Genomic DNA, 26049 nt, shown 5'->3' with positions numbered 1-26049 from the left:
GTCATGTTTCCTTTCTGACAAATGAAATCTTGAATTTGGTGGCGACGAACCGCAGCACCATAACGCCGGCAAGCAGCAGCCCCCAGACGGCGGTCGCCAGATGCTGGTTGGCGCCGACAAGGTTGAGCCCGGAAGACAGAAGCTGAAGCACCACCAGCGCGACGAAGACGGGAATGACCCGGCCGAAGCCGCCGAACGGATTGACGCCGCCGAGGAAACAGGCAAGCACCGTGATCAAGAGGTAGCTTTCGCCGTGGCCGATGCGCACGGAGTTGAAGCGCGCCAGCATGATGATGCCGGCGATCGCGCACATGGCGCCGGAGAGCGCATAGACGAGCACGATCACCTTGCGGGTGTTGATGCCGGAATAACGCGTCGCCTCGAGATTGGAGCCGATCATGTAGGTGTTGAAGCCGAGCTTGGAGCGGGTGAGCAGCACGTGCCAGGCGAGCACGCAAAGGATGAAGACGATGAGCGGGATCGGCACCCCGAGAAACGATCCATGGCCGAGCGGACCGAGGAAGGCCGGGAAGCCGGAAACGTCACCGCCGCGCGTCAGGAACTCGCCGAGACCGCGCAGGAAGATCATCATCGACAGCGACACCAGGATCGGATGGGCACGGGTAAAGGCGATCACCAGCCCCATGACCACGCCGCTCGCCGCGCCGACGAGGACCGCCAGCACCGAGCCGAGCAGGAAGGCGCCGGGGCCGGCATCCACCCCGCCGCTTGCCTGCAACACCCAGGCAAGCGTCAGCCCGGCAATGTTGGCGGTGAAGGTGATCGCGAGATTGAGCCCACCGGTCAGGATCGGCAAAAGCATGGCGAGTGTCAGCAACCCGAGTTCGGGAAGCTGGAAGGCGACCGAGCCGAAGGTGGCAGCGCTCAGGAATTGCGGCGAGGCGATGCCGAAGACCAGTACCACGGCAAGGAAAGCCAGCCCCGGCCCCGCCATCTCCGGCCCGATGACTGCCTTCACGCGTTCGACGATCGCGCTCATCGACCTGTCCCTTTCTGGCTGACGAAGGGCAACAGCCTTTCGATGCGGGTGTTGGAGAGCGTGATTGCCACCAGAATGATGGCGCCGATGATCATCTTGAAGGCGAAGGGCGACACCCCCATCAGGTTGAGGCCGTTCTGGGTGATCGAGATCAGCAGCACGCCGAGCACGCAGCCGAGCACCGAGCCCTTGCCGCCGCCAAGCCGCGCGCCGCCAAGGACGACCGCTGCCAGCACGTCGAGTTCGCGACCATAGAGCGCGTTCGGCACCACCTCCTGCGCATAGTGCGCCTGGATGAGGCCGCCGATCCCGGCCATCAGGCCGAGCCAGCCGAAAGCGATGAACTGCATGGCACCGATGTTGATGCCGAAGCGGCGGGCGCCCTCCGGATTGTCGCCGAAGGCGTAGAGCTGGCGGCCGGTCGTGGTGCGGGTGATCAGCACCCAGGTGGCGATGACGCAGATGACCATCACCAGCACCGGCAAGGTGATCTCGATCCAAGTGCCATCAGGCATTTCGTGTTCGAACAGGATGACGCGGTCCGTCAGCCAATCCGGCAGGTCGTAGATCGACACGCCCTTGGTGAAGAACATCAACAGGCCGAAGTAGATGTTGAAGGTGGAGATCGTCGCGACGATCGAAATGACCTTGAACCGGTGGATCAGGAAGGCGTTGGTGGCGCCGAGCAGGACGCCGAGCGAGCCCGCGATCAGGAGCCCCGAAATCCAGCCTCCGCCACCGATCCAGCCGAGCGCGATCGCCGTGCCGTATTGCACGACCGAGGCGGCGACGGCGAAGGAGATATCAATGCCACCGGCGATCAGTACGACGAGCAGGCCGACGGCGAAGATGATGTTGACCGAGCTGATGTTGAGCAGGTCAAAGGCGTTGCCTAGCGAGAAGAAGTTGGCGGTCGAGACTGACAGGACGGCGCTGATCGCGACAATGACGGCAAGGAGCGACACTTCGGTCGCGTGGGTGCGAACGAAGCTACGCATAGACCGCTCCTTCGATCTCGGCGAGCGAAGCGCTGCGCGGATCATAATTGCCGACGATGCGGCCTTGCGCCATGTGCAGCACACGGTCGGCGTTGAAATAGACCTCTGGCACCTCATCGGAGATCAGAATGATCGCAAGCCCGCTTTCGGCAAGCCGCGCGACGATGTCGAAGATGCCGGCACGTGCGCCGACGTCGACACCGACGGTCGGAGCATCGAGGATCAGGAGCTTTGGGTCGGTCGCCAGCCACTTGGCGATCGCCACGCGCTGCTGGTTGCCGCCGGAAAGGGTCGAGATCGCATCCTGCTGCAGGCCGATCTTGACGCCGAGATCGGCGATCCAGCGACCGACGAGGCTGCCCTTGCGGTCTTCCGAGAGCAGGCCGCCCGCGAGGATCTTGTCGAGCGAGCTGATGACGAGGTTGTCGGCGATCGATTGCGGCTGGATGAGGCCGAGCGACAGCCGGTCCTCCGAGAGATAGGCGACACCCGCCGCAATCGCATCCCGGTTGGAGGAGAAGCGGACAGGTTTGCCTTCAAGTGCGATGGTGCCGGATGCAGGCTTCAGCATGCCAAAGAGGGTGAGCGCCAGTTCCGTGCGCCCCGCGCCGAGCAGGCCAGTGATCCCCAGCGTCTCGCCGCGATGCACGGTGAGCGACACGTCCTCGAACTGGCCGGGCCGTGAAAGCCCCTTGACGTCGAGCACGACCGGCTGCCCATCGCGTGGCTTCGCCCGCACCTGCTGGTCGAAGGTCTTGCCGGTCATCAGCTCGGTGATGCGCGACTGGGTCATGCCGGCGGCGGGATAGACGCCGACCAGCGCGCCATCGCGAAGCACCGTGATGCGGCTCGATATCTCCAGCACCTCGGCCAGGCGATGGCTGACGAAGACGACGGCGACGCCGGCGGCGGAGAGGCCGCGAACGATGTCGAGCAGGTGGTCGGTCTCCGATTGCGTCAGTGATGCGGTCGGCTCGTCCATGAAGACAAGTCGCGCTTCGCCGACCAGTGCCCGGGCGATCGCCACGATCTGGCGCTGGGCGATCGCATATTCCTTCAGCGGCAGATCGACATCGAGCGTCACGCCGAGGCGGGCGAGCGCGTCCTCGGCAATCTTGCGCATGCGGCCATAGTCGACGAGCTTCGGCCAGCGCCCGAGCACGGTCTGGAAGGCGATGTTTTCGGCGACACTCATCTCGGGAAACAGCGCCAGGTCCTGCCAGATCACCTGGATGCCGCGGTCCTGCGCGGTCACCGGTGACATGTGGGAATAGGTTTCGCCATCGAACTCGATCGAGGCGCCGTCGGCGGGACGGTAGACGCCGGTGATGATCTTGATCAGCGTGCTCTTGCCGCAGCCGTTTTCGCCGGCAAGGCAATGAACCTCGCCCGGGCGGACGTCGAAGCTCACATTCTTGAGCGCTTTGACGCCACCGAAGGTCATGTTGATGTCGCTGAGGGACAGAAGCGGCTTTTCGCCTCCTCCCGCGGTCGCAAGCTGGTGCATGAACTGCCCCTAAATCACGTTAGGTCGGAGCAAGATGCGGGCAGAAACCGCAGACACCTTTCCTCATCCGGCTCCAGTACGGTTGAGGGACTTGCCAGGCCGGCCGAAGCCGGCCCAGCAGCCGGGAGAACCCTTGGGGTCAGAGACCCATGGCCGCGAGATCCGCGACCGTGTCCTTGTTGATCGGCACGAGCTGGTCGACGATGATGTTGCGGTTCTCGAAGTCGGGCTTGACCTTGCCGAGACCTTCGATCTCGTCGCCGTCCTTGACCTCCTCGCCCTTCATCAGCTTGTCGGCGAGCGTGACGAAGACCTCGCCGGCCTGCTTCGGATTCCACATGAAGCCGCCAGAGATCGCGTCAGACTTCACCAGCTTCTGGCCCTGGCCGGGCGAGAAGGGACCGAGCACGAAAATCTCGCCGACCTTGCGGCGCTCTTCGACGGCGCGGCCGGCGCCGATCGGGCCCTGGCTGCCGAAGGCAAGGAAGCCCTTGAGATCAGGATGCGCCGAGATCAGGTCGAGCGCCGTCGACCGGCTCTTGTCGACGTCTTCGGCGACGCCGTAGCGATCGCCGACCAGCGTCATATCCGGAAAATTCTTCTTGATGTAGGCGATCGCCGCATCGGCCCAGGCGTTGTGCAGCGGCACCGTCAGCGAGCCGACGAAGACGGCATACTCGCCCTTGCCGCCCATCTTCTCGGCGAGCAGCTTGCCATGCGCCTCACCGAAACCGGTCGAGGATGCAAGCTCGAAGTCCCAGTCGGCGCCCTTCTGGCTCGGCGATTCATGGGTGATGACGATGATACCCTTTTCCTTGGCCTTGGTCAGAACCGGCTCGAGCACCTTGGCATCGTTCGGGACCACGCCGATCACCTTCACGCCTTGCGCAATCAGGTCTTCGATGGCGCGCACCTGCAGCGCCGGATCGGCGCTGGTCGGGCCGACCATGAAGGCATCGATACCGAGCTTCTGGCCGCGTTCCTTGATGCCCGCCTCCATGGCGTTGAACCACGGAATGCCGCCGATCTTGACGACGACGCCGACCTTGCCGGCATCCTGCGCAAAGGCAGCGGCCGAGCTGGCAAGCGCCAGCGATGTCGCCAGGGCGGCGACGAGAATTTTCCTGATCATGTTCTCTCCTCCACTCGTTCCCATGACGGGAACGCGCCCGGTCGCCTCGGCGCCGGCCTCCAGTTTCAAACCATCACTGGCGAAGCTAGCCCTCGCCTCCCTGAAACGCCGCCTCCTCAGACGGCACCGCCAATTTGCACAATCGATATTTCTTGTTTGCACAATCGATGGTGCAAGAACTATTGTGCAGACTTAATCTTTCGTCAAGGGGAAATCGGCACTAGAACGATCAGGGGAGAAAACGATGGCCAGCAGCGGCAAGAAGAAAGCGACGATCTACGACCTGTCGGTGCTATCCGGCAGCTCGCCTTCAACCGTAAGCGCTGTTCTGAACGGCACCTGGCAGAAGCGGCGGATCAAGGAAAGCACTGCGGAACTGATCCGGAGCCTCGCCGAGACGCACCAGTATACCGCCAACCGCCAGGCGCGGGGCTTGCGCAGTTCGCGCTCGGGCCTGATCGGCCTTCTCCTGCCGATCCATGACAACCGCTATTTCTCGTCGATGGCGCAAACTTTCGAGGCGCATGTCCGGAGCAAGGGGCAATGCCCGATCGTTGTCAGCGCCAGCCGCGATCCGGACGAGGAGCGCAAGACCGCCGAAACGCTGATCTCCTACTCGATCGACGAGCTCTTCATTTGCGGCGCAACCGACCCCGATGGCGTGCACGAGGTCTGCGAGGCGGCTGGCCTCAAGCACATCAACATCGACCTGCCCGGCAGCAAGGTCCCCTCGGTCATCAGCGATAACTACGAAGGCGGACGGATGCTGACGGAGGCGATCATCCGCCGCTTTGAAGCAGACAGGCCACTCTTACCGGACGAACTCTATCTTTTCGGCGGCCGCAACGATCATGCCAGCCGCGAACGCATCCGCGGCTTCCGCGCCGTCAAGAACGAACTTCTCGGCGCGGATCCGGACGAGTGCATTCAGCCGACGGGCTATGCGCCGAACAATGCCCGCCTCGCCTTCGAAGCCTTCTACGAGAAGCACGGCCGGCTGCCGCGCGGCCTTTTCGTCAACTCGTCGATCAACTTCGAGGGCCTGCTGCGCTTCATGGCCGGCCACCCGCACGAGAACTTCGCCGACCTCGTCGTCGGCTGCTACGACTACGATCCCTTCGCATCCTTCCTGCCCTTCCCGGTCATCATGATCCGCCAGGACGTCGAGGGCATGATCACCAAGGCCTTCGAAGTGATCGAGGAAGCCCGGCCGCAACCGCGTATCCACCTGATCCAGCCCGAACTGGTGCAGCCGCGCACGGCGCTGACCGGCCCGCTCGACGCCTTGAAGGATATCGAGTAACCGGGCTCACCATCGTTTCCTTGGCAAGATCGGCTACAAACAGAAAAATCATCTGTACTTTTCATTAGTATCAGCGTATTCATTGGCAATGGATAACGTTGACCGAAAAATCGTCGAAATTCTCGCCGCCGACGCGAGGCGATCGCTGACCGACATCGGCGCTGCGGTGGAATTGTCGCCGTCGGCCGTCAACGAGCGCATCCGCCGGCTCGTCGCCAATGGCGTGATCCGAAATTTCACCGTCGAGGTCGACCACCGCGCGCTCGGCCTCGACGTACTGGCCTTCGTCTGGGTCGGTCTGGCGGCGGATGCGGACGAGGAAGCGTTCCGCAGCTTCATGGCCGCGCATCCAGCGGTAACTGAATGCCATCACGTCACCGGCGCCTGGTCCTATTGCGTCAAGGTCCGGATGCCGTCGCTCGGCGACCTCGAGCCGTTCCTCGCGGAAATGAAGCAACGGCGGTTCCTGGCGCGAAGCGAAACGGTGATCGCGTTGTCGACCGTCCGGGAAAGCCTGGCAACAACCGCGCCGCGCGCCTGACCGGCGCGCAAACTGCTGCAACATTTTTGATTTGCCGGGCATGCGCCATCCTCGAAGCGGATCGGTGGAACCATGCCACGGTCGGAGCCCTGTGCCATGTCTACACTGCTTTTTGGAAAAAGCCTCCTCGTCGGCCTCGCGGTCGCGGCCCCTCTGGGCCCGATCGGGGCGCTCTGCATCAACCGCACGCTGGAGCGCGGTTTCTGGGCGGGTGTTGCCGGCGGTCTCGGGACCGCGGCCGCCGATGCGACCTACGCAGCCCTTGCGGCGATCGGCTTTGCCGCCTTTGCGGCGGTGCTTGCGATCATCGCAACGCCGCTGAGCCTCGCCGGCGGACTGTTCATGATCTGGCTCGGCTGGAGCGGATTGCGGCCAAGGCCGGTGACGGCGGCGGCCGATGTCGGCGGACGCGATCTGATCCGCACGACCATCGCCACCTTTTTCCTGACGATGACCAGCCCGGCGACGATCCTCTCCTTTGCCGCGATCTTCGCGGGCCTCGGCCTTGCCGAAGCGGGCGACGCGCTCAGCGCTGCCGTCGTCGTCATGGGCGTCTTCCTGGGCTCGCTCGGCTGGTGGTTTTTCTTGAGCGGCGGCGTGGCAATCGCCCGAACACGACTGCCCGACAGCTTCGTCGCCTGGGTATCCCGCATTTCGGGCCTGGTCCTGATCGCCTTCGGGACCATTGCCATCGGCGCCGCCGCGAAGGGGCTGCTCTAGCGCCTGTTGACGCAGCCCTCTGGCGGCTGCGTCTCGTCAGGTCGCGGGCTTCACCGCCTCCACGTGCCACCACTTGGGTCGGGCAGTGCGATAGCTGTGGCTCTTCGGGATCAGATCCGCAGCGCTCGTCTTGTCGAACACGCCGAGCAGAAGGGCAACCACCAGCGCATCGTCGATCGCGCCGAGGCTGCTGCCGCAGGTCGGGCAGAAGGCACGGCTGGAATAATCGGAGGAGCGGTAGACCGAGGGCACTCCGCCCGGTCCGGTCCAGGCAACGGCTTCGCGTGGAAACTCGACCCACGCCAAGGTCAAGGCGCCCGAATGGCGCTGGCACATCTTGCACGAACACGTATGCGGCTTACCCGCCGTGCCCTGCGCCTCAAATCGGATTGCTCCACAAAGGCACCCGCCCGTGTGCGGTTTGACCCTCTTGGCAACGGCGCGCGTCATACTCACCTCCAGTTGCAGCTTCGAATCGGTGCAGTATAAACAGCCGCGGCGAAAATAGAGGGCATCCATGCGTTCTATTCTGATGGTATCGGCCCTGATTAGCGTCGGCACCTTCACGAAGATCCGGTGAGCGCGGACATCGGCACGCCGGAGCCCGTCGGGCGCAGGTTCAATAAAACCACGCGCCGATGTCACGAAACGCTCGCTTGCTCTGGTCGCGCCTGTTGCCGTCCTTCGCCGCCTGGTCGTCGCCGATCGGCAGGCTGAAGCCGAAAGGTTCGGCCGGGACGCCGCCGCGATCGAGCCAATAGGCATCGAGATCGGCTCTCATCATCCGGCGTCGCTTGAGGCGGCGGCGGTTGATGACGTGCTTCTCGTTTGAGACCGCAAAGACGTGGCCAGCGTGGCCTTCCGTCACCAGACCATGAAGGACGAGCAGGGCCGCATCCTTGGGACGAAGCCCGCCGAGATCGCGTGTCGCCGTGATCAGGGATCGCTTGGCATCCTCGCCTTTCGGCCCCTGCATGCCGCCAACCGCCAGACTGTAGGTATCACCCTCGCAGCGTACGAAGATGAAGCCGACGGTGCAGAGTGCATGACCGTCGCTCTGCCGGCGCAGCCGGATCGCGAAGGCACCCTCATGGCGGGCGCCGCTATGGTCGGCCAGTTGCAGCTGGATGCGATAGTTTTCGCTGCGGCCGGAAACCGTGCCCATTTCCAGCGTGCCGCCGCGCCAGAGCGCCATCAGCGAACGGCGCGACAGAACCTCGCTCGCGACATCGAAGTGATTGAGCAGCAGGTCGAGCCGTGTCGCCGACGAGGCGCCGTGCAGGAAGAATGTCGGGATCGATTTGCGCAGGAGATCGTCGTGTGGCAGGCCCAGCCGATAGCGCTCGCCGAACTCGCCGAGAAAGCCGATCCAGCGGGCGGTCAGCAAGGGATGGCGTGCAAACCGCATGGAAAAGACGACGGCGCGTTTCAGGCTGACCCTCAGGCCGAGCTTGAGGACATGGCCCGCGATCGGCGTTTTCGCCCCTGAACGTTCACCGACGGCCGGCGCCAAAGCCGGCCGGCCCGAAGGCGCCAGCGGCTCGCCGATGAATGCCTTGCCGTCTTGAACCGGCAACCGCAGATCCGCGCTGTATTCCTGCCTGAATTCCAGGGACATGGTGCAATCCTTGAGAGCAAACGCTGCTGGCCGGGAGATCCGGCCAGCGCAGATGTGCCGGGGCACTGTCAAGGAATTGCGGAGAAGTGGTCGGCAGAAGACCGGCTGCGAGCGAGAGCTCAGACGGAGCAATCATTCGTCCCGCCGGCACGGACGGGAACGTGGGCGCCGAGGCGGCCGCGCAAGGCATTCAGGCGGCGGTTTCCCGCGGCAGGACGAGTGTGATCACGGCCCCGCCGCCGGCGCGCGACGCAAACTCCAGCCGCCCGCTATGCGCCTTCGCGATCGCCTGGACCACGGAAAGGCCGAGGCCGGTACCGCCCGTTGCGCGCGACCGCGAGGCGTCGCCGCGCCAGAACAGGTCGATCGAATAGGTCGAGACATCGTCCGGAAGGCCGGGGCCGCGGTCCAGTATCCGGACAAAAGCCTCGTCGGCGCCTCGCCGCCCGGTTTCGCAGCGCAAGACGCCGCCGCTTGCCGCATAACGGGTCGCATTTTCGATCAGCGCCAGAAGTGCCTGGCGCAGGCGCTGCGAATCCCCGGAAATTCGAACCGGCTGAAGCGCCAGTTCCACCGACATGCCGACGGAGCCGAGCAAGGCCCGCGAAGCTCCGAGGACCTGGGTCGCCTCGACGGCAAGATCCACGGGCTGGCGCTGGGTGACCAGCTTCTGGCCGGCGGCGAGCGACAGGGTGCGCAGATCCTCCACCAAGGCGGAAAGCCCCTCCACCTGCAGCAGCAGTTGCCGCACCCGCTCCTGCTCCAGCGGGAAGACGCCGTCGGCCATGCCCTGGAGATTGCCCTGAAGGATCGTCAGTGGCGTTCGCAACTCGTGCGCCACGGCCATCGTGTTGAAGCGCAGCCTGCTTTCCATGCTTTCAAGCTCGGCCGCCAGTTCATCAAATGTTTTCACGAGAGTAGCCACCTCCTTGGCCCCCTTGCGGATCGAGCCGACACGCACCGCAAAGTCGCCGGCCCTGAGGTCCTGTGTCGCCCTTGCCAGCACCTCAAGCGGGCGGCTGATCTTGCGTGCCAGCCAGTAGCCGACGAGCCCGCAGAAGGCGACGGCGATACCCCCGAAGCCGAGAATGAGCTTGTCGACTTCCCAGTTCCCCCACTCCTCAAGCTCTTTCGTGCTGGCCAGCAAGGCCTGCAGCGCGTCCGGCGTCGGCACCTTGCCGCTATTGAGATCCCTGTACGCCTGAGCCGCATTTTCCGGCATCCTCTCCAGCATCCGGGCCTCCAACTGCCCCTCCATGGAGTTCACGCCGCCGTAAACGATGACGACGCTGAAGACGAGCAGGACGACGATCACGAAGGCGGTCAGGATACCCAGCGGAAGGCGCGACAGACTGGCTTTCATCTCGGCTCCACGAAGCGATAACCAACCCCACGCACCGCGCTGAAGAACCCGCAGGCACCGAGGTCCTCCAGCTTGCGTCTGAGGTTGGCGATGTGGGTGTCGACCGTGCGAGCCAGCGCATCGCTGTCGGGCAGGCAGGCGTCGAGGATATCGGCACGGTCGAAGGCATGCGTCGGCCGGCGGATCATGTGGGCGAGAATTCGGAATTCGCTGAGGGTCAGCGGCACCGATTGCCGCTTGCCGCCCTTTTCGACGAAGGCGACATGGGCGTCGAGATCGACTTCGACTTTCTCGAAGCGAAGCACGGTGGCGCCGGCGCCGGCGCGGGTGCGGCGCAGCACCGCGTTGACGCGCGCCACCACCTCCTGCGGATTGAACGGCTTGACCACGTAATCATCGGCGCCGAGCCTCAGCCCGGTCAGCCGATCGAGGTCCTCTGCCAGTGCCGTGGTCATGATGACCGGCGTGTTGCCCTCGCGCCTGAGGCGGGCGAGCACTTCGAAACCATCGAGCTTCGGCATGCGAACATCCAGCAGCACCAGGTCCGGCGACAACACCGCATGATGGGTCAGCGCCGTCTCGCCATCGGCGGCACGCACCGTGCGGAAACCGTCGCGCACGAGATAGGCGTCCAGGATCTGCGCAATCTCCGGCTCGTCCTCCGCCAGAAGAATGAGACCCTTATCGACCATGTACTAACTCCTTGGGCGTGACGTTGTGATCAGCAGCTTATGAGACGAATGAAGCCGCGTTGCAATTCATCCGCACGGCGCGATGGCCGCTTGACCGACGCTCCGGATAGAGCCCCGGACAAATCTTCGCCGTTTCTTGACAATTGGCGACGGACGGGCCCCGCAACCGGCGAAACGGCGAACTCCGCCACTGGCAGGATGCCGAAACGGTCGTTGCGGGGCGCAAAACATCGCACGCCTCTCAATGTGCGCAGTCAACCAGAAGGCGCATCTCCCAGCCGCCCGCTCATGCGCGTCAAGCGCTCCCAATTCCTCCACGCGGCCTTGACAGAGCGGCGCAAGTGTCCGGCCCGCACACCCCGACAATTTGCGAGCGACCGGCATGTCCAGCTTTTATCCATCCACGGCAACCTCTTCAAGCAGCAACCGATGGCTGCGCGCCAACCCCCGCCTCTGGCCTGGGCAGGCGCGCGCCCGCCTTGAACACCAGCCGATCGCCGCCACCGGCACGCTCACCATCTGCGCGGCTTTCGTCTTCATGGCCTTTCCCGGCATCGATCTTGCCGTCTCGCGCTGGGCCGCTTTCTCAACCGGCGACTTCCCGCTCTCGCGCGAGCCGGCGCTGCGGGCCCTTCGCGATTTCAACCGTATCTTGCCGATGTTCATTCTGCCTTGCGTGCTGGCGCTTCTGGTCGTGCAGGCCCTAGCACCCCGGCCATGGCTGCTCCGCCCGCACAAAGCGCTGTTTTTCCTGACCTTCTTCGCCCTCGGTCCGGGACTCCTCATTCAGGCGCTGAAGCGGCTGATCGGACGTGCGCGCCCCAATGAGATCACGGATTTCGGCGGCAGCCTGCCCTTCACGCCGGCCTGGCAGGTCTCCGACGCCTGCGCGCGCAGCTGCTCCTTTGCGTCAGGCGAGTCCGCAACTGCGATCGCTCTCGTGGCGCTCGCGCTGCTTCTGCCCGCTCAATGGCGGCGGACGGCGATCATTGCGCTCGCGCCCCTGGTCCTCGCCTTTTCGCTGAACCGGATCGTCTTCGGCGCGCACTTCCTGTCCGATGTCGTGCTTGCGTGGTGCCTGATGCTGTGGTTGATGGCGTGGCTCTGGGCCGTGTTTGCCGACAACGGCGAACGGATCGATGCCGCCGTGCTGCGCCTCTCGCGCCGAAGGACGCCATAAACCGCTTAAGAAGCGGTCGCCGGCTCAGCGCGGAAAGACCAGCTCGACGGTCGTTCCGCGCCCCGGCTGCGAAAGAAGGCGGGCATCGCCGCCGCTTTGCCGGACGAAGCCGTAGACGACGGCGAGACCGAGGCCGGCGCCACCTTCCTCGTCACGGGTGGTGAAATAGGGTTCGAACGCCTTGTCCACCGCTTCCGGCGACATGCCGATCCCCGTATCAGTGACGGAAACGACGACATCGGCCTCAACGCTGCCAGCGCGGATCAGGATCGTGCCGCCGAGCGGCATCGCCGCGGCGGCGTTGAGGCAGAGATTGAGGATCGCCTGCTCGAAAAGGGCGGCATCGAGATGCACGTTGGGCAAACCGTCGGCGATCTCGAAGACCAGCCGACATTTTTCGCCGACGGCGATTTCCAAGACGTCGGCCATGCCGCGCAGCACCGCGCCGATTTCGAGCGCGCCCGGCTGCAACGGGTGCTGGCTGCCGACGGACAACATGCTCGAGGCAAGCGAGCGACCGCGATCGGCCGCCTTGCGGATGCGGGCGATGTGACGTTTCTGCCGATCGCTGAAGCCCGTTTCGCGCTCCAGCAGCCCCAGGCTCCCGGTGATGATGCCGATCATGTTGCCGACCTCGTGGCTGACCTGGTGCGTCATGCGCATGATCCCGTCCAGCCGCTGCGCCTTGGCCGCCTCGGCCTCCTGCCGGTCGATTTCCGTCACGTCCCGCGCCAGCAACACGATGCCGCGGTCCGGCTGCCGCGACAGCGAGACTTCCGTTACCCGACCCATGCCGGCCCGATGACGCAGCACGAGCCTGTCGTCGAGCGATCCCGCGTCCCGATCGGCAGGCAAGAGCAACGGGTCGATCTCCGGCATCGGGCTGACGAAACGGCGCAGCGGCAGCTTTCGCGCCGAACCTGGCCAGCCGACGAGCTCCATGACGCGCCGGTTCATCGTGATCGGCCTGCCGCCGGGATCGAAGAGCGCGATGCCCTCGTTCATGTTGCGGAAGGTCGAGCGAATCGTGCGCGCCGCCGCCTCGGCCGTGCGGCGGAGCCGCGATACGCGCTCGACGCTTTCGCGGAACGCGCTGAAGGCCTCGAGCAGCCGCAGGAATTCCGTTTCCGTCCCCTTGTAGCTCGGCGTATCGACATCGCGGCGCCCCTGCGCCAGTGCGTTCATGCCCTTGGAGAGCGACACGATCCCGCGCGAAACCCGCATGACGGAGCGGATGGAGAAGATCGCCATGACGAGCACAAGCAGCGCGGAGACGGCAACGATAACGAGCAGGCGGCTCAGCGCATCGGAGGTCGAGGCGAGATCCTCGTTGAGCCCGCGGGCAACCGCGTCGCTTTGTGTTTCCGTCGCGTGCGAAAGATCGCGCGACACGGTGTGCAGCCGCGCAACCGCGGCGCGGATGGCGAACATTTCCAGAAGATAGTGGGTCTGCGCCTCGAAGACCCGCTCATAGGGCGTAAGCTCGGCAGCCGAAATCCGGGCATCCGGTTCGGCAGGTGCCAGCCGCGGCGTCGTGACGGCAACGTAGCGGCGACGCAGTTCGCCAAGCTGGAACAGGCTGTCGGAATTGGATGCCGATTGCACGATCGCATTGAGGCTCTGGCGGACCTCGGCGTCGGCGATGCCGTTGCCGGTGGCGATCTCTCCGAGGGCTGCTGCCGCATCGGCCTTGTATTGCTGGGCCGAATCCGCGTCGGCGGCGAGTGTCACCGTCTGCGTGCGGATCGCCTCCAGCAGTTCGACGATGTGGGCGCTGGCAAAGCCCTCGACCGCCGTCTTGCCGTCCTCCGGCGCCATGGTCTGCAGCAGGACATCGACCTGCGCCACGACGGAACGGCTTTCGCTCGACACCCGATAGGGCGAGGTCGCGTTCATCAGGAACGGCGCGCTGGACACGAGATCGGAAACCTGGCGCGAAACCAGGGAGGCCCTGGCGAGGCTGGAAAAGGCTTGCAGCCCATAGGCCGCCATTTCGTCGCGCGCCCTTTGCAGGCCGAACACGGCAACCGTTGCCAGGCTGAAAACGAGGACGCAGATGAAGACGATCGCGAAAGGCAGGCGGAAGGCGATCGACGAAAGGAACGGGCGGCTGATCACGGCCGGGCCTCGCCGTCGTCGGTATCCAGCACATAGCCCTTGCCGCGCCGCGTCTTGATGTGGCGCGGAAGATCCGGATTGCGCTCGATCTTGCGCCGCAGCCGGAGCACGAGCACGTCGACGTTGCGGTCTATGTAGCGATCGCTTTCGGCCCCCAGCCGGTCGAGGATATGGGCGCGGCTGACCGGCGCATTCGGCGTTTCCGCGAGGATTTCGAGCAGCGCGAACTCGGCGCTGGTGAGCGATCGGGTCGCATCGGAAAGGCAGACTGCACGCCGGCTCTTGAGGTCGATCGACCAGTCGCCGAGCTTCAGCGCGGCGGGCTCGTGCGCGCGCTCGGTCTCCCGCTCCGGCTTCAGCGACGGATAGGTCCGTCGAAGCACGGCCTTGATCCGGGCCGTCAACTCGATCGGCTCGAAGGGCTTCACGACATAATCGTCGGCAGCCGTCTCCAGTCCCAGCACCCGGTCGGCGGCACTGCCTGCCGCCGTGACCATGACGATGCCGATATTGGTGCGCGCCCGTAGTCTCTGCGCAAAGGTCCGGCCCGATGTTCCAGGCAGGTTGTGGTCGACGAGCACCAGGTGCACCGTCTCCCGTTCGAGGACGACGGCGGCCGCCTCCGCCGAAGGCGCCGTCAGCGGCATCCAGCCCTCGGCCTCCACCAGATCGGAAACAAGCTCCGCCATGTCCGGATCGTCTTCGACGATCAGAATCCGTATTCTCTCACTCAGCATGCACGTCCTCCCGCTGCCATCATAGGCGGGGCTGGCGCAATGATCAAAGCGGCTCGCGTTATTCGCATTGTCACATTTGTAATCTTTGTAATCTTGAAGCAGTAAAGCCGCACCGGGGTTGTAAGAACGGTAACCATTCTACGGGTTGCGACCGGCAGGGAATGCCGACATCCTGATTGCGGAGATTGGGGCGGCAGCGCTCCAAATGGGAGGACATCGTGAGAGGCATCACCGCTTTCGGCGCGGGCGTGGCCCTGTGGCTGTGCGCCGCCACGTCAGGCATGACGGCACCGGCGCTCACCGTTTTGTGCGGTGTCGACGAGGCGTGGTGCGCGACGATGAAGGCCGCCTTCGAGGCAAAGTCGGGCATCGAGGTCGCCATGACCCGAAAGAGCAACGGCGATATCCTCACCCAGATCCGCGCCGAAAAGGACGCCCCGACGGTCGATGTGTGGTGGGGCGGGACCGGCGACACCCATCTGCAGGCGGGATCGGAAAACCTGCTCGAACCCTACCGGCCGGCGCACGAACGCGACATGCTGCCCTGGGCGCAGAATTTCTTCGCCATTTCCGGCGGCCGCTCGGCGGGCATTTATGCAGGCGCCCTCGGCTTTGCCTACAATTCAGACCTTCTGCGTGCGACGAAGCTGCCGGCACCGACCTGCTGGAAGGATCTCGCCGACAGCGCCTATCGCGGCCGTGTCCGCAGCGGTAACCCGAACTCGTCGGGGACCGCCTTCACCACGCTTGCGACGCTGGTGCAACTCTTCGGCGAAGACGAGGCTTTCCGGTTCATGGCGGCACTCAACCGCAACATCGACCAGTACACCACGGCCGGCTCGGCGCCGGTCAAGGCGGCAGCGCGCGGGGAAACCCTGATCGGCATTTCCTTCATGCACGACGCGGTCACGCAAAAGCAGGCCGGCTCGCCGCTCGTCATCGTCGCACCGTGCGAGGGAACCGGCTACGAAATCGGCGCCGTCAGCATCGTCAGGGGCGCGCGCCATCTGGAAAACGCAAAAAGCTTCGTCGATTTCGCGCTCACACCGGAAGGCCAGGCCACGGGTGCCGCCGCCGGCCAGAACCAGGTCCCATCCAACGCCCGCGCGGAGTTGCCGCCTGGGGCGCCCGACATCTCGTTGATCAAAATGGTCGATTTCGACTTCGCCACCTTCGGTTCGCCGGACGAACGAAGTCGATTGCTCAAACGGTTCGATGCGGAGATCGCCGCGACGAACTGAGCGCTCTGCAGGACGCTAGAAGACCCGCAAATCCGAAATCGTGAACGTGCCGCCGGCGGGCAGGCCGATGGCCGCGCCATGCCCGTTCACGCCCAAGTTTCAAACAGGCAACAGGAGGATGCCCCAATGAAAACAACGACGCTTTCCCTCATACTCTTTGCAGGCACGGCACTTGCCGCCCTGCCCGTCCAGGCTGCCGGCAGCCTCAACCTCATCTGCTCGGCAGACGTGGTGATCTGCGAACAGATGACCGGCGATTTCCAGAAGGAAACCGGCATCAAGGTCAACATGGTCCGCCTGTCCTCGGGCGAAACCTATGCGAAGATCCGCGCCGAAGCCCGCAATCCGAAGACCGACATCTGGTGGGCGGGCACCGGCGACCCGCATCTGCAGGCAGCTTCCGACGGGCTGACGCTCGAATACAAGTCGCCGATGCTGGACCAGCTTCAGGATTGGGCGAAGAAGCAGGCGGAAGGCTCGGGTTACCGCACCGTCGGCGTCTATGCCGGCGCGCTCGGCTGGGGCTACAACACCGAAATCTTCCAGAAGAAGGGCCTGAAGGAACCGAAGTGCTGGGCCGACCTGCTCGACGCCTCGCTCAAGGGCGAGATCCAGATGGCCAACCCGAACTCGTCCGGCACCGCCTATACCGCGCTCGCCTCGCTCGTCCAGATCATGGGCGAAGACCAGGCCTTCGACTATCTGAAGAAGCTCAACGGGAACATCGCGCAGTACACAAAGTCGGGCTCTGCACCGGTGAAGGCCGCTGCACGCGGCGAGGCCGGTCTCGGTATCGTCTTCATGCATGACGCGGTGGCACAGACCGCCGAAGGCTTCCCGATCAAATCGATCGCGCCCTGCGAAGGCACCGGCTACGAGATCGGCTCGATGTCGATCGTGCGCGGCGCCAAGAACCTCGACAGCGCCAAGGCCTGGTACGACTGGGCGCTAAAGCCGGAAGTGCAATCGCGCATGAAGGACGCCAAGTCCTTCCAGCTGCCGTCCAACAAGTCGGCCGAGGTGCCGAAGGAAGCGCCGCGCTTCGAGGACATCAAGCTGATCGACTACGATTTCGCCACTTTCGGCGACGCCGAGAAGCGCAAGTCGCTGCTCGAGCGCTGGGATCGCGAAGTCGGCGCCAGCGCCAACTGATAGCAGGATCAGCTGGCCGGAAATTCCGGCCGGCACCCCGGCATGAACGTCCGATCGCCAGCTCCGATTCTTGATCGGGGCGGCGCAACGGCAATCCATTTTCATCTCATTTCACGCGAGGACCGTCATGGAACATCGCAACCGCAGGCTCGACCTCACGCTCGGGCTCGGGCTGGCCGCATTCTTGGCTGTCCCCTGGTACCGCATCGAAGGTGGTTTCTTCGGGCTCGGCTGGCTGGCCGATTTCCCATCCAACCCGGCCGTCGCCCCCGGCCTGATGCAGATTTTCGCCCTTGGCCGGCCGTGGCTGGTCATCGCGCTAGCGCTGCTTAGCATCTGCGCGGCTGCGCGCTTTGTCCGGGACCCGGAACGCCGCGGGCTTCTGCTCGCCGTCGCTGGCGCAACGGGCGTGCTCTATCTCGCCCTGCAAGGGCTGGCGATCGGTTTTTCCGGCTGGACCTGGACGATCAGCGAGACCCTGTTCGGTCCGCTCTCGGACGGTCAGCCGTCGATGGGCGCCGGTGCTGTGCTGTCTGCTCTGGCCTTCGTCCTCATGTTCGCTTTCGGGCTTGCGGAGCGCGGCGTGCTCAAGGGCGACGCCTTCATCGTCGCGGCAATTTCCCTGCTCGTCACCCTCGTCATCGTCTTCGTCTTCTATCCGGTCGGCAGCATGTTCGCCGCCTCCGTTCAGGATTTCGACGGCTCGTTCAAGCCTGACGGTTTCATCCGCAACATCCAGGACGCCTCGATCTGGAGCCTGAGCTGCGTCGTCGGCGAAGGCCGCTGCGGCGTCGCCTGGCGCACCCTGTGGTTGGCGCTGATGACGGCGTCCGGCTCGACGCTGCTCGGCCTCGCCTTCGCGCTCGTCGCGACCCGCACGCGCTTCCCCTTCAAGAAGGGCATGCGGCTTTTGACGGTGCTGCCGATCATCACCCCGCCCTTCGTCATCGGCCTGGCGCTGACGCTGCTTTTCGGCCGCGCCGGCGTCATCACCGAGTTTCTCTCCGATGCCTTCGGCGTCGAACCCGGACGCTGGCTTTATGGCCTGACCGGCATCTGGATCGCCCAGGTCCTTTCCTTCACCCCGATCTCCTTCCTCGTGCTGATCGGCGTCGTCGAAGGCGTCAGCCCGTCGATGGAAGAGGCGTCTCAAACGCTCCGCGCCGACCGCTGGCGCACCTTCTGGACCGTCTCTCTGCCATTGATGAAGCCCGGTCTCGCCAACGCTTTCCTCATCGGCTTCATCGAAAGCATGGCCGATTTCGGCAATCCGCTGGTGCTCGGCGGCAGCCATGGCGTGCTCTCGACCGAAATCTTCTTCGCCGTCGTCGGCGCGCAGAACGATCCGTCCCGTGCGGCCGTGCTCGCCATCATCCTGCTCTGCTTCACGCTTTCGGCCTTCCTCGCCCAACGCTACTGGCTTGCCGGCAAGAACTATTCGACCGTGACCGGCAAGGGCGACTCCGGTGCCCACAGCGCGCTGCCACGCTCCATTTCGATCGGCGTCCACGCCATCGTCATTCCCTGGATGATCTTCACCGTCGTCGTTTACGGCATGATCCTCTTCGGCGGCTTCGTGAAGACCTGGGGTCTCGACAACTCGCTGACGCTCGACCACTACGCCAAGGCCTTCTCGATCTCGTTTGCCGACGGCGCAATCGCCTGGACGGGTGTTGCCTGGAACTCCTTCTGGACGACCATGGAGATCTCGCTGATCGCAGCACCACTGACGGCTATGGTCGGGTTGCTGACGGCCTATCTGATCGTGCGCCAGCGTTTCGCCGGCCGTGATGTCTTCGAGTTCGCGCTGATGCTGAGCTTTGCCATTCCCGGCACCGTCATCGGCATCAGCTACATCATCGCCTTCAACCTGCCGCCGCTCGAAATGACCGGCACGGCGCTGATCCTCGTCGCCTGCTTCGTCTTCCGCAACATGCCGGTCGGCGTGCGCGGCGGCATCGCGGCGATGAGCCAGCTCGACAAGAGCCTCGACGAGGCGTCGCTGACGCTTCGGGCAACGAGCTTCCGCACCTTGCGCAAGGTCATTCTACCGCTCCTGCGTCCGGCGATCGTCGCGGCACTCGTCTACTCCTTCGTCCGGGCGATCACCTCGATCAGCGCCGTCGTCTTCCTCGTCAGCGCCGAGTACAACATGGCCACCGCCTATATCGTCGGCCTTGTCGAGAACGGCGAGTTCGGCGTCGCGATTGCCTACTCCTCCGCCCTCATCCTGGTGATGATCACCGTCATCACCGGCCTGCAACTTCTCGTCGGCGAGCGCCGGCTGCGGCGGGAAAACCGCGTCCTCAGTGCCGCACCCGCCCGCCCGGCCGCCACCACCATCTCCCAGGAGAAAACCGCATGAGCACTCCCACGAACACCCCGCGAACCGGTTCGGTCGTCTTTGAGAACGTGCGCAAGCAGTTCGGTGCCTTCACCGCCATCCATGACCTGTCGCTGACCATCGAACCCGGCACGCTGGTCACCCTGCTTGGGCCCTCGGGCTGCGGCAAGACGACGACGCTGCGCATGCTGGCCGGCCTCGAACATCCATCCGCCGGCCGGATCCTGATCGGCGGCAAGGACGTCACCATGCTGCCGGCCAACGAGCGTGACGTCTCGATGGTGTTCCAGTCCTATGCGCTCTTCCCGCACATGTCGGCGCTCGACAATGTCGCCTATGGCCTTGAATCCTCCGGGATCAAGAAGAAGGAAGCGCGCGAGCGCGCTGAAGAGGGCCTGCAGCTCGTCGGTCTCGGCGGCCTCGGCCAGCGGCTTCCAGCCGAGCTCTCGGGCGGCCAGCAGCAACGCGTCGCCGTTGCCCGGGCGCTGGTGCTCGAGCCGCAGGTGCTTCTGCTCGACGAACCGCTGTCGAACCTCGACGCGCGGCTGCGCCGCAAAGTGCGCACGGAAATTCGCGAGTTGCAGCAACGGCTCGGCTTCACCGCCGTCTACGTCACCCACGACCAGGACGAGGCGCTTGCCGTTTCCGACCGCATCATCGTCATGAAGGACGGCGCAATCGCGCAGCAAGGCGCACCGCGCGACCTCTACGAGGCGCCGGCCTCCACCTTCATCGCCGACTTCATGGGCGAAGCCAATGTGCTGCCTTGCGAGATCACGGCCGCCGAAGCCGGTCAGGCGACGATCCGGATCGGCGGCTTCGAGCATCGGCTGCCGTCGAAGAGCGCCCGGCCCGGACCTTCGAAGCTGGCGGTGCGGCCCAACGCGATCACCCTGACGCCGGCCAAGGGTGCTGCCCTATCCGGCACGATCAGCAGCGCCGCCTATCTCGGTGGCCACGTCGAATACGAGGTCGAGACGGCGACCGGCCTCCTGTTTGTTGTCGATCAGGCAGTCGAGGACATGTTATCTCCGGCAACAGAGGTCGCGATCGGTTTTCGCCACCGCGGTCTGGCTTTGATTGACGCATGACTTTTTAAAGCTGAGTACGAAAAGGACACCTTGCATGACTGCTGAAATTGCCGGCCTCGACGCCCGGTTCGCGCTTGCCAAATCCATGGCCGAGGAGGCCGGCCGGCTCGCCTACGATTACTTCCTGAAGCGGGAAACGCTCGTCATCGAAACCAAGCGCGACGCCCACGACGTCGTGTCGATCGCCGACCGCAACGTCGAGACGTTGATCCGCGACAAAATCGCGGCCGCGTATCCGGACGATGGCGTGCTCGGAGAGGAGCATGGACTTCTCGACGGCACATCCGGCTTCACCTGGGTGCTCGATCCGATCGACGGCACCACGCCCTTCGTCAACGGCATGCCAAACTGGTGCGTCTCGATTGCGGTGGTCTATGCGGAGAAACCCGTTATCGGCGTGATCCACTCGCCCTGCCACCAGGAAATCTATGCCGCTGCAACCGGCCGGGGCGCGACGCTGAACGGCAAGCCGCTTCGTCTCGATGGCTCGCGCACGATCCGCAACGCCGTCACCGGGCTCGGCGCCAACGACCAGGTAAAACCCGGCGAGATGGGCGCGATCGTCGAGCGCCTGCTTTCGAACGGCGGCAACTTCATGCGCAACGGCTCCGGCGCGCTGATGATCGCCTACGTCGCCGCCGGCCGGCTCGTCGGCTACTACGAGCCTTACATGCATGCCTGGGATTGCCTCGGCGGCTATTGCCTGGTGAACGAAGCCGGCGGCTGGACCTTGCCGTTCCCGGCGCGCGGCGCGGCTCTCAGCGAGTGGGCGCCGGTCGTGGCGGCTGCACCCGGTGCTGTCGACGATCTGCTGAAAGTCGCCAGGCTCGACAAGGCGGCCTGATCAACCCTGCGGCTCACCGGTGGGCTTGTCGGTCTTCAGCCCGAACAGCCCGCCGATCTCCATCGGGAACGGGAAGACAATCGTCGAGTTCTTCTCGCCGGCAATAACGTTGAGGGTGCTCAGATAACGCAACTGCATTGCCTGAGGCTGCCGGGCGAGGATCTCGGCGGCCTCCAGCAGCTTGGCGGCCGCCTGCTGCTCGCCCTCGGCATTGATCACCTTGGCGCGCCGCTCGCGCTCGGCCTCGGCCTGGCGGGCGATGGCGCGGATCATGCTCTCATTGATGTCGACATGCTTGATTTCGACGGTCGCGACCTTGATGCCCCAGGCGTCCGTCTGGCTGTCGAGGATCTTCTGGATATCCTCGTTCAGCCGGTCGCGCTCGGCCAGCATCTCGTCGAGATCATGTTTGCCGAGCACCGAGCGCAGGGTGGTCTGCGCCAGCTGGCTGGTCGCCATCATGAAGTCCTCGACCTGGATCGTCGATTTTTCCGCATCGATCACCCGGAAATAGATGACGGCGCTGACCCGGACGGACACGTTGTCATGGGAGATGACGTCCTGGCTCGGCACATCCAGCACCCGGGTCCTGAGATCGACCCGCACCATCTGCTGAACATAGGGCACGAGGAGGATCAGGCCCGGCCCCTTGACCCCGGTGAAGCGGCCGAGCGTGAAGATCACGCCGCGTTCGTATTCGCGCAGAATGCGGATCGAGTAGGCGATGACGAGAATGACGAGCACCAGCAACGCGGCAAAAGGAGCAAGGCTCCCGAACATGTCCATGATCATTCCTCCATTCAGGGCGCTTCCGTGGCGGCCCCACCGGATCCGCGGCGCTATACCTTCTGCCCGTCGCGGATCACTTCGAGCGTCAGTCCGTTCCGCCCGATGACCTTTACATCCTCACCCTTCGACAGCATTTCCGTGCTGACGGCCTGCCAGCGTTCGCCGTGGGCAATCACGTAGCCGGCCGGCCCCGTCCAGCTCTCGACCTTGCCGGCAAGGCCGATCATCTGTTCGCCGCCGGTCACCACCGCATGGTGGCGCGAGCTGAAGGCGAGGCGCGCGACCAGCAGGCTGAAAGCGAGGCTGGCGACAGCGAGCGCCGCCAGCACGGACCAGGAGACCTGCAGCCCCGGCGTATCCGTGTCGAAGAGGATGGCGGCACCCAGAACCAGTGCCACGCTGCCGCCGGCGCCGAGCACGCCGAAGGTTGGCGAATGCGCCTCGGCGACCATCAATCCGATCCCAAGCAGGATCAGCCCGATGCCGGCGTAGCTGACGGGCAGCACCGAAAGCGCATAGAGCCCGAGCAGCAGGCAGATGCCGCCAATGGTGCCTGGCGCTACCGAGCCCGGAGACAGGAACTCGAAAATCAGGCCGTAAATTCCGATCATCATCAGGATGACCGCAATATTGGGATCGGTGATCACCGACAGCAGCCGGGTGCGCCAGTCCGGTACGAAATCCTCGACGGCTAGCCCCGCCGTATCGAGCGCAACCTCCTGCTGTCCGACGCGTACCGTCCGGCCGTGCGCCTGTTTCAGGAGGTCGGCGACATCGGCCGCGGTGAAATCGACGACCTTCTCCCGGACCGCAGCTTCGGCCGAGAGGCTTGCGGCCTCGCGCACCGCCTTTTCGGCCCAGTCGGCATTGCGCCCGCGCAATTCGGCCAGCCCACGGATGTAGGCGACGGCATCATTGACGAGCTTCGCCTCGGCAGCGCTCCGCGCCGCCGGTTGTTTGTCGGCGTCCTTGCCGGCATCGCCGTCCTTGCCCTGACCGAACATGTCGCCGCCGATCGCGATCGGCGTCGCGGCACCGAGGTTCGTTCCCGGCGCCATGGCGGCCACGTGGCTGGCATAGAGGATATAGGTGCCGGCGCTCGCCGCCCGCGCGCCGCTCGGCGCGACATAGCTCGCAACGGGCACGGGGGATGCAAGGATCGCGCGGATGATCTCGCGCATCGAAGTGTCGAGACCGCCCGGCGTATCCATCTGCAGGACCACCAGCGGAAGGCGGCGCTCTTCCGCCTTCGTCAGCCCGCGCTTGACATATTCAGCGGTCGCTGGGCCGATGGCGCCGTTGACATGCAAAACCAAGGCGACCCGATCGTTTTCGGCCCGCGGCGAAGCTGGAAACGCGAAGGACAAGATCAACAAAAACAACAGCGTGAGGGTTCGCAACATCCGTCGTCAAAGCCTCGCATGCCGGCACCTCCAAGGAAGCGCTCTCACGGCATAATAGCACAACACAAGGTTTGGACGAAGCGAGGGCTGCTACTGCCTCGGCAGCATCCTCGCGGCAACACGGTCTTGCTGCGACGTGATGACAAGTCCGGCGATCGGGGTTATCTGCTAGTTTCCTTTTCGCAATGATACGTCACTGCTTGAGCCTCCGCGATTTCGACCAGAACAGGATCCACAGGTTTGGAGACGACCCTCTATCAGCCGATCAAGAACTTCCTCGAAACCCGCGGCTATAGCGTCAAGGGCGAGATCGGCGGATGTGACATCGTCGCGCTCAGCGACGACGAACCGCCGCTGGTGGTCGTGTGCGAACTGAAGCTGAGCTTCAATCTCGAACTGATCCTTCAGGCGGTCGACCGCGCCACCGCCGGCGACGAGGTGTGGGTCGCCGCTCGTGTCTCGACCAAGGGCAAGGGACGGGAAAGCGACCGGCGCTTCCGCGATCTCTGCCGCCGGCTCGGGTTCGGCATGCTTTCGGTCGCCGACAACGGCCTGGTCGACGTCATTCTCGCGGCTTCCGCAGTGATGCCGCGCAAGAACAACAGGAAACGGGGGCGCCTGATCAGCGAGCACCGCCGCCGCAAGGGCGATCCGACCGCAGGTGGTGCCACCCGCACGCCGATCATGACCGCCTATCGGCAGCAGGCGCTTGCCTGCGCCGCCGCGTTGCAAGCGGGCCAGCAACGACCGCGCGACCTGCGCCCCGTCGCGCCGGATGCGGCCAAAATCCTGCTCAGCAACGTCTACGGCTGGTTCGACCGGGTCGATCGCGGCGTCTATGCGCTGTCGCAACAGGGCGCCGAGGCGCTTCGCCGCTGGCCGCCGCTCGAGGTGGCAACGGTTACAGCCGTCGAGGCATCCGAAGCATGACGCAGCCTGGAGCCATCCGGTGAACCCCGCGCTTCGCCTTCTCTACCTTTGCCTCGCATGGTTGATGGTCGGTCTCGGCGTCATCGGCGTCTTCCTTCCGATCCTGCCGACAACGCCGTTCCTGCTGCTGGCGGCCGGGCTCTTTGCCCGCGCCTCGCCGCGGCTGGAGCAATGGCTGCTCAACCACCGCGTCTTCGGGGCATCCTTGCGGCTGTGGCGTGAAAAGGGGGCGATCTCCCGCCGGGCCAAGACCGGCGCCGTGAGCCTGATGGCCGCAAGCTTCGGCCTCTTTCTCTTCTTCGGCAATCCCAGCCTCTTGCTCGCCGCGATGGTCGCAGGCGCGATGGCGCTGCCCGCCCTCTTCATCCTGACGCGCCCGGCGGAATAGCCGGTCGGCACGGGGCCAGAAAACCAGGCTCGCCCAAGCGGGAAACGATACTTTTATTCTCAAGTAATACTTGATCGCGCGCGAAATAGTCGAAATATTCTCGGCCGGCACACGCTATAAGCGCATCCATCGACAGTTAGTGTTTTTGTAAATCAAAATATACTTCGAACAACTCAAGAACAAAGTTGTACAAATGTGCAATTTCCGCAGCCGCGCACCTGCTCGCGCGTTTGCCCGGCCGTTTTCCCCCGTACCCGACCCGCGACCACGCAACGTGCAGTGGTTTCACACACCGAGAACGGCCGTGGAAACGTTTCGGCGGCCTTCACACGGACCTGCGAAACGCAGATAGACCCCCAAATCTGACGATTGGCGATTGACAAGCCAGTCCCGTTGGCTCCATCTATTGCATTACAAAGGCAGCAATTCCTTAATAAAGGAATATGTGGAGGAGCACATGCCTGACATGCTGGTGAGCTTGTACGCGCCGATCCTCGGTGAACTCAAGCGAAGAACCGAAACCGACAAGGTGACGATCCGTCCGGCCTTGCCGCCGGAAATGGGCCTGGTCGTCGACTGGGTGCGGGAGAATTTCAGCGAGAACTGGGCGAGCGAGGTGACTGTCGCCTTCACGCGCAGGCCCGTCGCCTGTCTTATCGCGGTTGATGACGGCAAGCTCGTCGGCTTCGCCTGCTACGACACGACCGCCCCCGGCTTCTTCGGCCCGACCGGCGTCGATCCCGCAACCCGCGGCAAAGGCATCGGCGTCGCCCTGCTTTCCGGCTGCCTCGACACCATGAAGACGCTTGGCCACGCCTATGCCTTCATCGGCGATGCCGGCCCCGTCGATTTCTACGCAAAGACCGTCGGCGCCGTGCCGATTCCCGCCCCGGACAAGGGGATCTACCAGGGCATGCTGCGTCGCCCTTCCAAGTAATTCTCAGTATCGGAGCCTCCC

General features: G+C 64.5%; 24 protein-coding genes. 12 read left to right on the top strand and 12 right to left on the bottom strand.

The window, feature by feature from the left end:
- Window position 1: 1 nt before the first annotated feature.
- From XB14_RS22000 to XB14_RS21985, 4 genes are all read right to left on the bottom strand, one after another.
- Window positions 2-1000, bottom strand: coding sequence for an ABC transporter permease (locus tag XB14_RS22000; RefSeq protein ID WP_077963998.1), 999 nt, complete (start codon window positions 998-1000; stop codon window positions 2-4).
- The gene (locus tag XB14_RS21995) at window positions 997-1998 is read right to left on the bottom strand and encodes an ABC transporter permease (protein WP_077963996.1); all 1002 of its coding nucleotides are present in this window, start codon (window positions 1996-1998) and stop codon (window positions 997-999) included. The genes XB14_RS22000 and XB14_RS21995 overlap by 4 nt, the downstream gene beginning before the upstream one ends.
- Window positions 1991-3505: a sugar ABC transporter ATP-binding protein gene (locus XB14_RS21990; RefSeq protein WP_077963994.1), complete on the bottom strand. Its 1515-nt coding sequence runs from the start codon at window positions 3503-3505 to the stop codon at window positions 1991-1993. Before XB14_RS21990 ends, XB14_RS21995 begins: the two co-directional genes overlap by 8 nt.
- Window positions 3506-3644: 139 nt before the next feature.
- Window positions 3645-4637 (bottom strand): autoinducer 2 ABC transporter substrate-binding protein, encoded by a 993-nt coding sequence (locus XB14_RS21985; protein ID WP_143348488.1) that lies wholly within the window; start codon window positions 4635-4637, stop codon window positions 3645-3647.
- Window positions 4638-4881: 244 nt separating this feature from the next.
- Between XB14_RS21985 and XB14_RS21980 the strand changes: the two genes are divergently transcribed.
- The 3 genes from XB14_RS21980 (at window position 4882) to XB14_RS21970 (ending at window position 7201) form a co-directional block, all read left to right on the top strand.
- Complete coding sequence (locus XB14_RS21980; RefSeq protein ID WP_077963992.1) at window positions 4882-5940, top strand: LacI family DNA-binding transcriptional regulator; 1059 nt, start codon at window positions 4882-4884, stop codon at window positions 5938-5940.
- Window positions 5941-6028: 88 nt separating this feature from the next.
- Window positions 6029-6481, top strand: coding sequence for an Lrp/AsnC family transcriptional regulator (locus XB14_RS21975; protein WP_077964079.1), 453 nt, complete (start codon window positions 6029-6031; stop codon window positions 6479-6481).
- A gap of 96 nt (window positions 6482-6577) precedes the next feature.
- Window positions 6578-7201: a LysE family translocator gene (locus tag XB14_RS21970; protein WP_077963990.1), complete on the top strand. Its 624-nt coding sequence runs from the start codon at window positions 6578-6580 to the stop codon at window positions 7199-7201.
- Between the two features lie 36 nt (window positions 7202-7237).
- Here XB14_RS21970 and XB14_RS21965 read toward each other — a convergent pair whose 3' ends face one another.
- The 4 genes from XB14_RS21965 to XB14_RS21950 form a co-directional block, all read right to left on the bottom strand.
- Complete coding sequence (locus tag XB14_RS21965; RefSeq protein ID WP_077964077.1) at window positions 7238-7651, bottom strand: GFA family protein; 414 nt, start codon at window positions 7649-7651, stop codon at window positions 7238-7240.
- A gap of 169 nt (window positions 7652-7820) precedes the next feature.
- Window positions 7821-8819, bottom strand: a complete 999-nt coding sequence (locus XB14_RS21960; RefSeq protein ID WP_077963988.1) for a DUF535 family protein — start codon at window positions 8817-8819, stop codon at window positions 7821-7823.
- Between the two features lie 190 nt (window positions 8820-9009).
- On the bottom strand, window positions 9010-10182 hold the full coding sequence (locus XB14_RS21955) for an ATP-binding protein (protein ID WP_077963986.1): 1173 nt from the start codon (window positions 10180-10182) through the stop codon (window positions 9010-9012).
- Entirely contained in the window at window positions 10179-10874 is a 696-nt protein-coding gene (locus tag XB14_RS21950) for a response regulator (protein ID WP_077963984.1), read from the bottom strand. Before XB14_RS21950 ends, XB14_RS21955 begins: the two co-directional genes overlap by 4 nt.
- A 382-nt stretch (window positions 10875-11256) precedes the next feature.
- Here XB14_RS21950 and XB14_RS21945 point away from each other — a divergent pair, with 382 nt between their 5' ends.
- Window positions 11257-12054 (top strand): phosphatase PAP2 family protein, encoded by a 798-nt coding sequence (locus XB14_RS21945; protein WP_077963982.1) that lies wholly within the window; start codon window positions 11257-11259, stop codon window positions 12052-12054.
- A gap of 24 nt (window positions 12055-12078) precedes the next feature.
- Here XB14_RS21945 and XB14_RS21940 read toward each other — a convergent pair whose 3' ends face one another.
- Both XB14_RS21940 and XB14_RS21935 read right to left on the bottom strand, forming a co-directional pair.
- Window positions 12079-14172 (bottom strand): two-component system sensor histidine kinase NtrB, encoded by a 2094-nt coding sequence (locus XB14_RS21940; protein WP_077963980.1) that lies wholly within the window; start codon window positions 14170-14172, stop codon window positions 12079-12081.
- Window positions 14169-14909: a response regulator gene (locus XB14_RS21935; RefSeq protein WP_077963977.1), complete on the bottom strand. Its 741-nt coding sequence runs from the start codon at window positions 14907-14909 to the stop codon at window positions 14169-14171. Before XB14_RS21935 ends, XB14_RS21940 begins: the two co-directional genes overlap by 4 nt.
- 218 nt (window positions 14910-15127) lie before the next feature.
- Here XB14_RS21935 and XB14_RS21930 point away from each other — a divergent pair, with 218 nt between their 5' ends.
- From XB14_RS21930 to XB14_RS21910, 5 genes are all read left to right on the top strand, one after another.
- Window positions 15128-16150, top strand: coding sequence for an ABC transporter substrate-binding protein (locus XB14_RS21930; RefSeq protein ID WP_234804107.1), 1023 nt, complete (start codon window positions 15128-15130; stop codon window positions 16148-16150).
- 126 nt (window positions 16151-16276) lie between these two features.
- A complete protein-coding gene (locus XB14_RS21925; protein WP_077963975.1) occupies window positions 16277-17302 on the top strand; it encodes an ABC transporter substrate-binding protein in 1026 nt (341 codons plus the stop codon).
- A 127-nt stretch (window positions 17303-17429) separates the two neighbouring features.
- A complete protein-coding gene (locus XB14_RS21920; protein ID WP_077963973.1) occupies window positions 17430-19667 on the top strand; it encodes an ABC transporter permease in 2238 nt (745 codons plus the stop codon).
- Entirely contained in the window at window positions 19664-20737 is a 1074-nt protein-coding gene (locus XB14_RS21915) for an ABC transporter ATP-binding protein (RefSeq protein ID WP_077963971.1), read from the top strand. Before XB14_RS21920 ends, XB14_RS21915 begins: the two co-directional genes overlap by 4 nt.
- A 34-nt stretch (window positions 20738-20771) precedes the next feature.
- Window positions 20772-21581 carry an inositol monophosphatase family protein gene (locus tag XB14_RS21910; RefSeq protein WP_077963969.1) on the top strand — a complete coding sequence of 270 codons (810 nt, stop codon included), beginning with the start codon at window positions 20772-20774 and terminating at the stop codon, window positions 21579-21581.
- On the opposite strand, the gene XB14_RS21905 is transcribed toward XB14_RS21910, so the two are convergent.
- A complete protein-coding gene (locus XB14_RS21905) occupies window positions 21582-22367 on the bottom strand; it encodes a slipin family protein (protein WP_077964075.1) in 786 nt (261 codons plus the stop codon).
- A 53-nt stretch (window positions 22368-22420) separates the two neighbouring features.
- Window positions 22421-23773: an NfeD family protein gene (locus XB14_RS21900; protein ID WP_077963956.1), complete on the bottom strand. Its 1353-nt coding sequence runs from the start codon at window positions 23771-23773 to the stop codon at window positions 22421-22423.
- A 240-nt stretch (window positions 23774-24013) separates the two neighbouring features.
- Between XB14_RS21900 and XB14_RS21895 the strand changes: the two genes are divergently transcribed.
- From XB14_RS21895 to XB14_RS21885, 3 genes are all read left to right on the top strand, one after another.
- The gene (locus tag XB14_RS21895; protein ID WP_077963947.1) at window positions 24014-24703 is read left to right on the top strand and encodes a DUF2161 domain-containing phosphodiesterase; all 690 of its coding nucleotides are present in this window, start codon (window positions 24014-24016) and stop codon (window positions 24701-24703) included.
- 19 nt (window positions 24704-24722) lie between these two features.
- A complete protein-coding gene (locus tag XB14_RS21890) occupies window positions 24723-25091 on the top strand; it encodes a YbaN family protein (protein ID WP_179119639.1) in 369 nt (122 codons plus the stop codon).
- 457 nt (window positions 25092-25548) lie between these two features.
- A complete protein-coding gene (locus XB14_RS21885) occupies window positions 25549-26028 on the top strand; it encodes a GNAT family N-acetyltransferase (protein WP_077963943.1) in 480 nt (159 codons plus the stop codon).
- Window positions 26029-26049: the final 21 nt, after the last annotated feature.

This window comes from Ensifer adhaerens, assembly GCF_002007205.1.
GTDB lineage: Bacteria > Pseudomonadota > Alphaproteobacteria > Rhizobiales > Rhizobiaceae > Ensifer > Ensifer adhaerens_D.
This window is presented reverse-complemented; position numbering and strand designations above follow the sequence as displayed.

Excerpts from the sequence above, each read along its gene's own strand:
- XB14_RS21915 (WP_077963971.1), top strand. The coding sequence starts at position 19,664 with ATGAGCACTCCCACGAACACCCCGCGAACCGGTTCGGTCGTCTTTGAG.
- XB14_RS21970 (WP_077963990.1), top strand. The coding sequence starts at position 6,578 with ATGTCTACACTGCTTTTTGGAAAAAGCCTCCTCGTCGGCCTCGCGGTC.
- XB14_RS21935 (WP_077963977.1), bottom strand. The coding sequence starts at position 14,909 with ATGCTGAGTGAGAGAATACGGATTCTGATCGTCGAAGACGATCCGGAC.
- XB14_RS21965 (WP_077964077.1), bottom strand. The coding sequence starts at position 7,651 with ATGACGCGCGCCGTTGCCAAGAGGGTCAAACCGCACACGGGCGGGTGC.
- XB14_RS21980 (WP_077963992.1), top strand. The coding sequence starts at position 4,882 with ATGGCCAGCAGCGGCAAGAAGAAAGCGACGATCTACGACCTGTCGGTG.
- XB14_RS21920 (WP_077963973.1), top strand. The coding sequence starts at position 17,430 with ATGGAACATCGCAACCGCAGGCTCGACCTCACGCTCGGGCTCGGGCTG.
- XB14_RS21955 (WP_077963986.1), bottom strand. The coding sequence starts at position 10,182 with ATGAAAGCCAGTCTGTCGCGCCTTCCGCTGGGTATCCTGACCGCCTTC.
- XB14_RS21910 (WP_077963969.1), top strand. The coding sequence starts at position 20,772 with ATGACTGCTGAAATTGCCGGCCTCGACGCCCGGTTCGCGCTTGCCAAA.
- XB14_RS21925 (WP_077963975.1), top strand. The coding sequence starts at position 16,277 with ATGAAAACAACGACGCTTTCCCTCATACTCTTTGCAGGCACGGCACTT.
- XB14_RS21990 (WP_077963994.1), bottom strand. The coding sequence starts at position 3,505 with ATGCACCAGCTTGCGACCGCGGGAGGAGGCGAAAAGCCGCTTCTGTCC.
- XB14_RS21885 (WP_077963943.1), top strand. The coding sequence starts at position 25,549 with ATGCCTGACATGCTGGTGAGCTTGTACGCGCCGATCCTCGGTGAACTC.
- XB14_RS21960 (WP_077963988.1), bottom strand. The coding sequence starts at position 8,819 with ATGTCCCTGGAATTCAGGCAGGAATACAGCGCGGATCTGCGGTTGCCG.
- XB14_RS21905 (WP_077964075.1), bottom strand. The coding sequence starts at position 22,367 with ATGGACATGTTCGGGAGCCTTGCTCCTTTTGCCGCGTTGCTGGTGCTC.
- XB14_RS21985 (WP_143348488.1), bottom strand. The coding sequence starts at position 4,637 with ATGATCAGGAAAATTCTCGTCGCCGCCCTGGCGACATCGCTGGCGCTT.
- XB14_RS21945 (WP_077963982.1), top strand. The coding sequence starts at position 11,257 with ATGTCCAGCTTTTATCCATCCACGGCAACCTCTTCAAGCAGCAACCGA.
- XB14_RS21900 (WP_077963956.1), bottom strand. The coding sequence starts at position 23,773 with ATGTTGCGAACCCTCACGCTGTTGTTTTTGTTGATCTTGTCCTTCGCG.
- XB14_RS21995 (WP_077963996.1), bottom strand. The coding sequence starts at position 1,998 with ATGCGTAGCTTCGTTCGCACCCACGCGACCGAAGTGTCGCTCCTTGCC.
- XB14_RS21950 (WP_077963984.1), bottom strand. The coding sequence starts at position 10,874 with ATGGTCGATAAGGGTCTCATTCTTCTGGCGGAGGACGAGCCGGAGATT.
- XB14_RS21975 (WP_077964079.1), top strand. The coding sequence starts at position 6,029 with ATGGATAACGTTGACCGAAAAATCGTCGAAATTCTCGCCGCCGACGCG.
- XB14_RS22000 (WP_077963998.1), bottom strand. The coding sequence starts at position 1,000 with ATGAGCGCGATCGTCGAACGCGTGAAGGCAGTCATCGGGCCGGAGATG.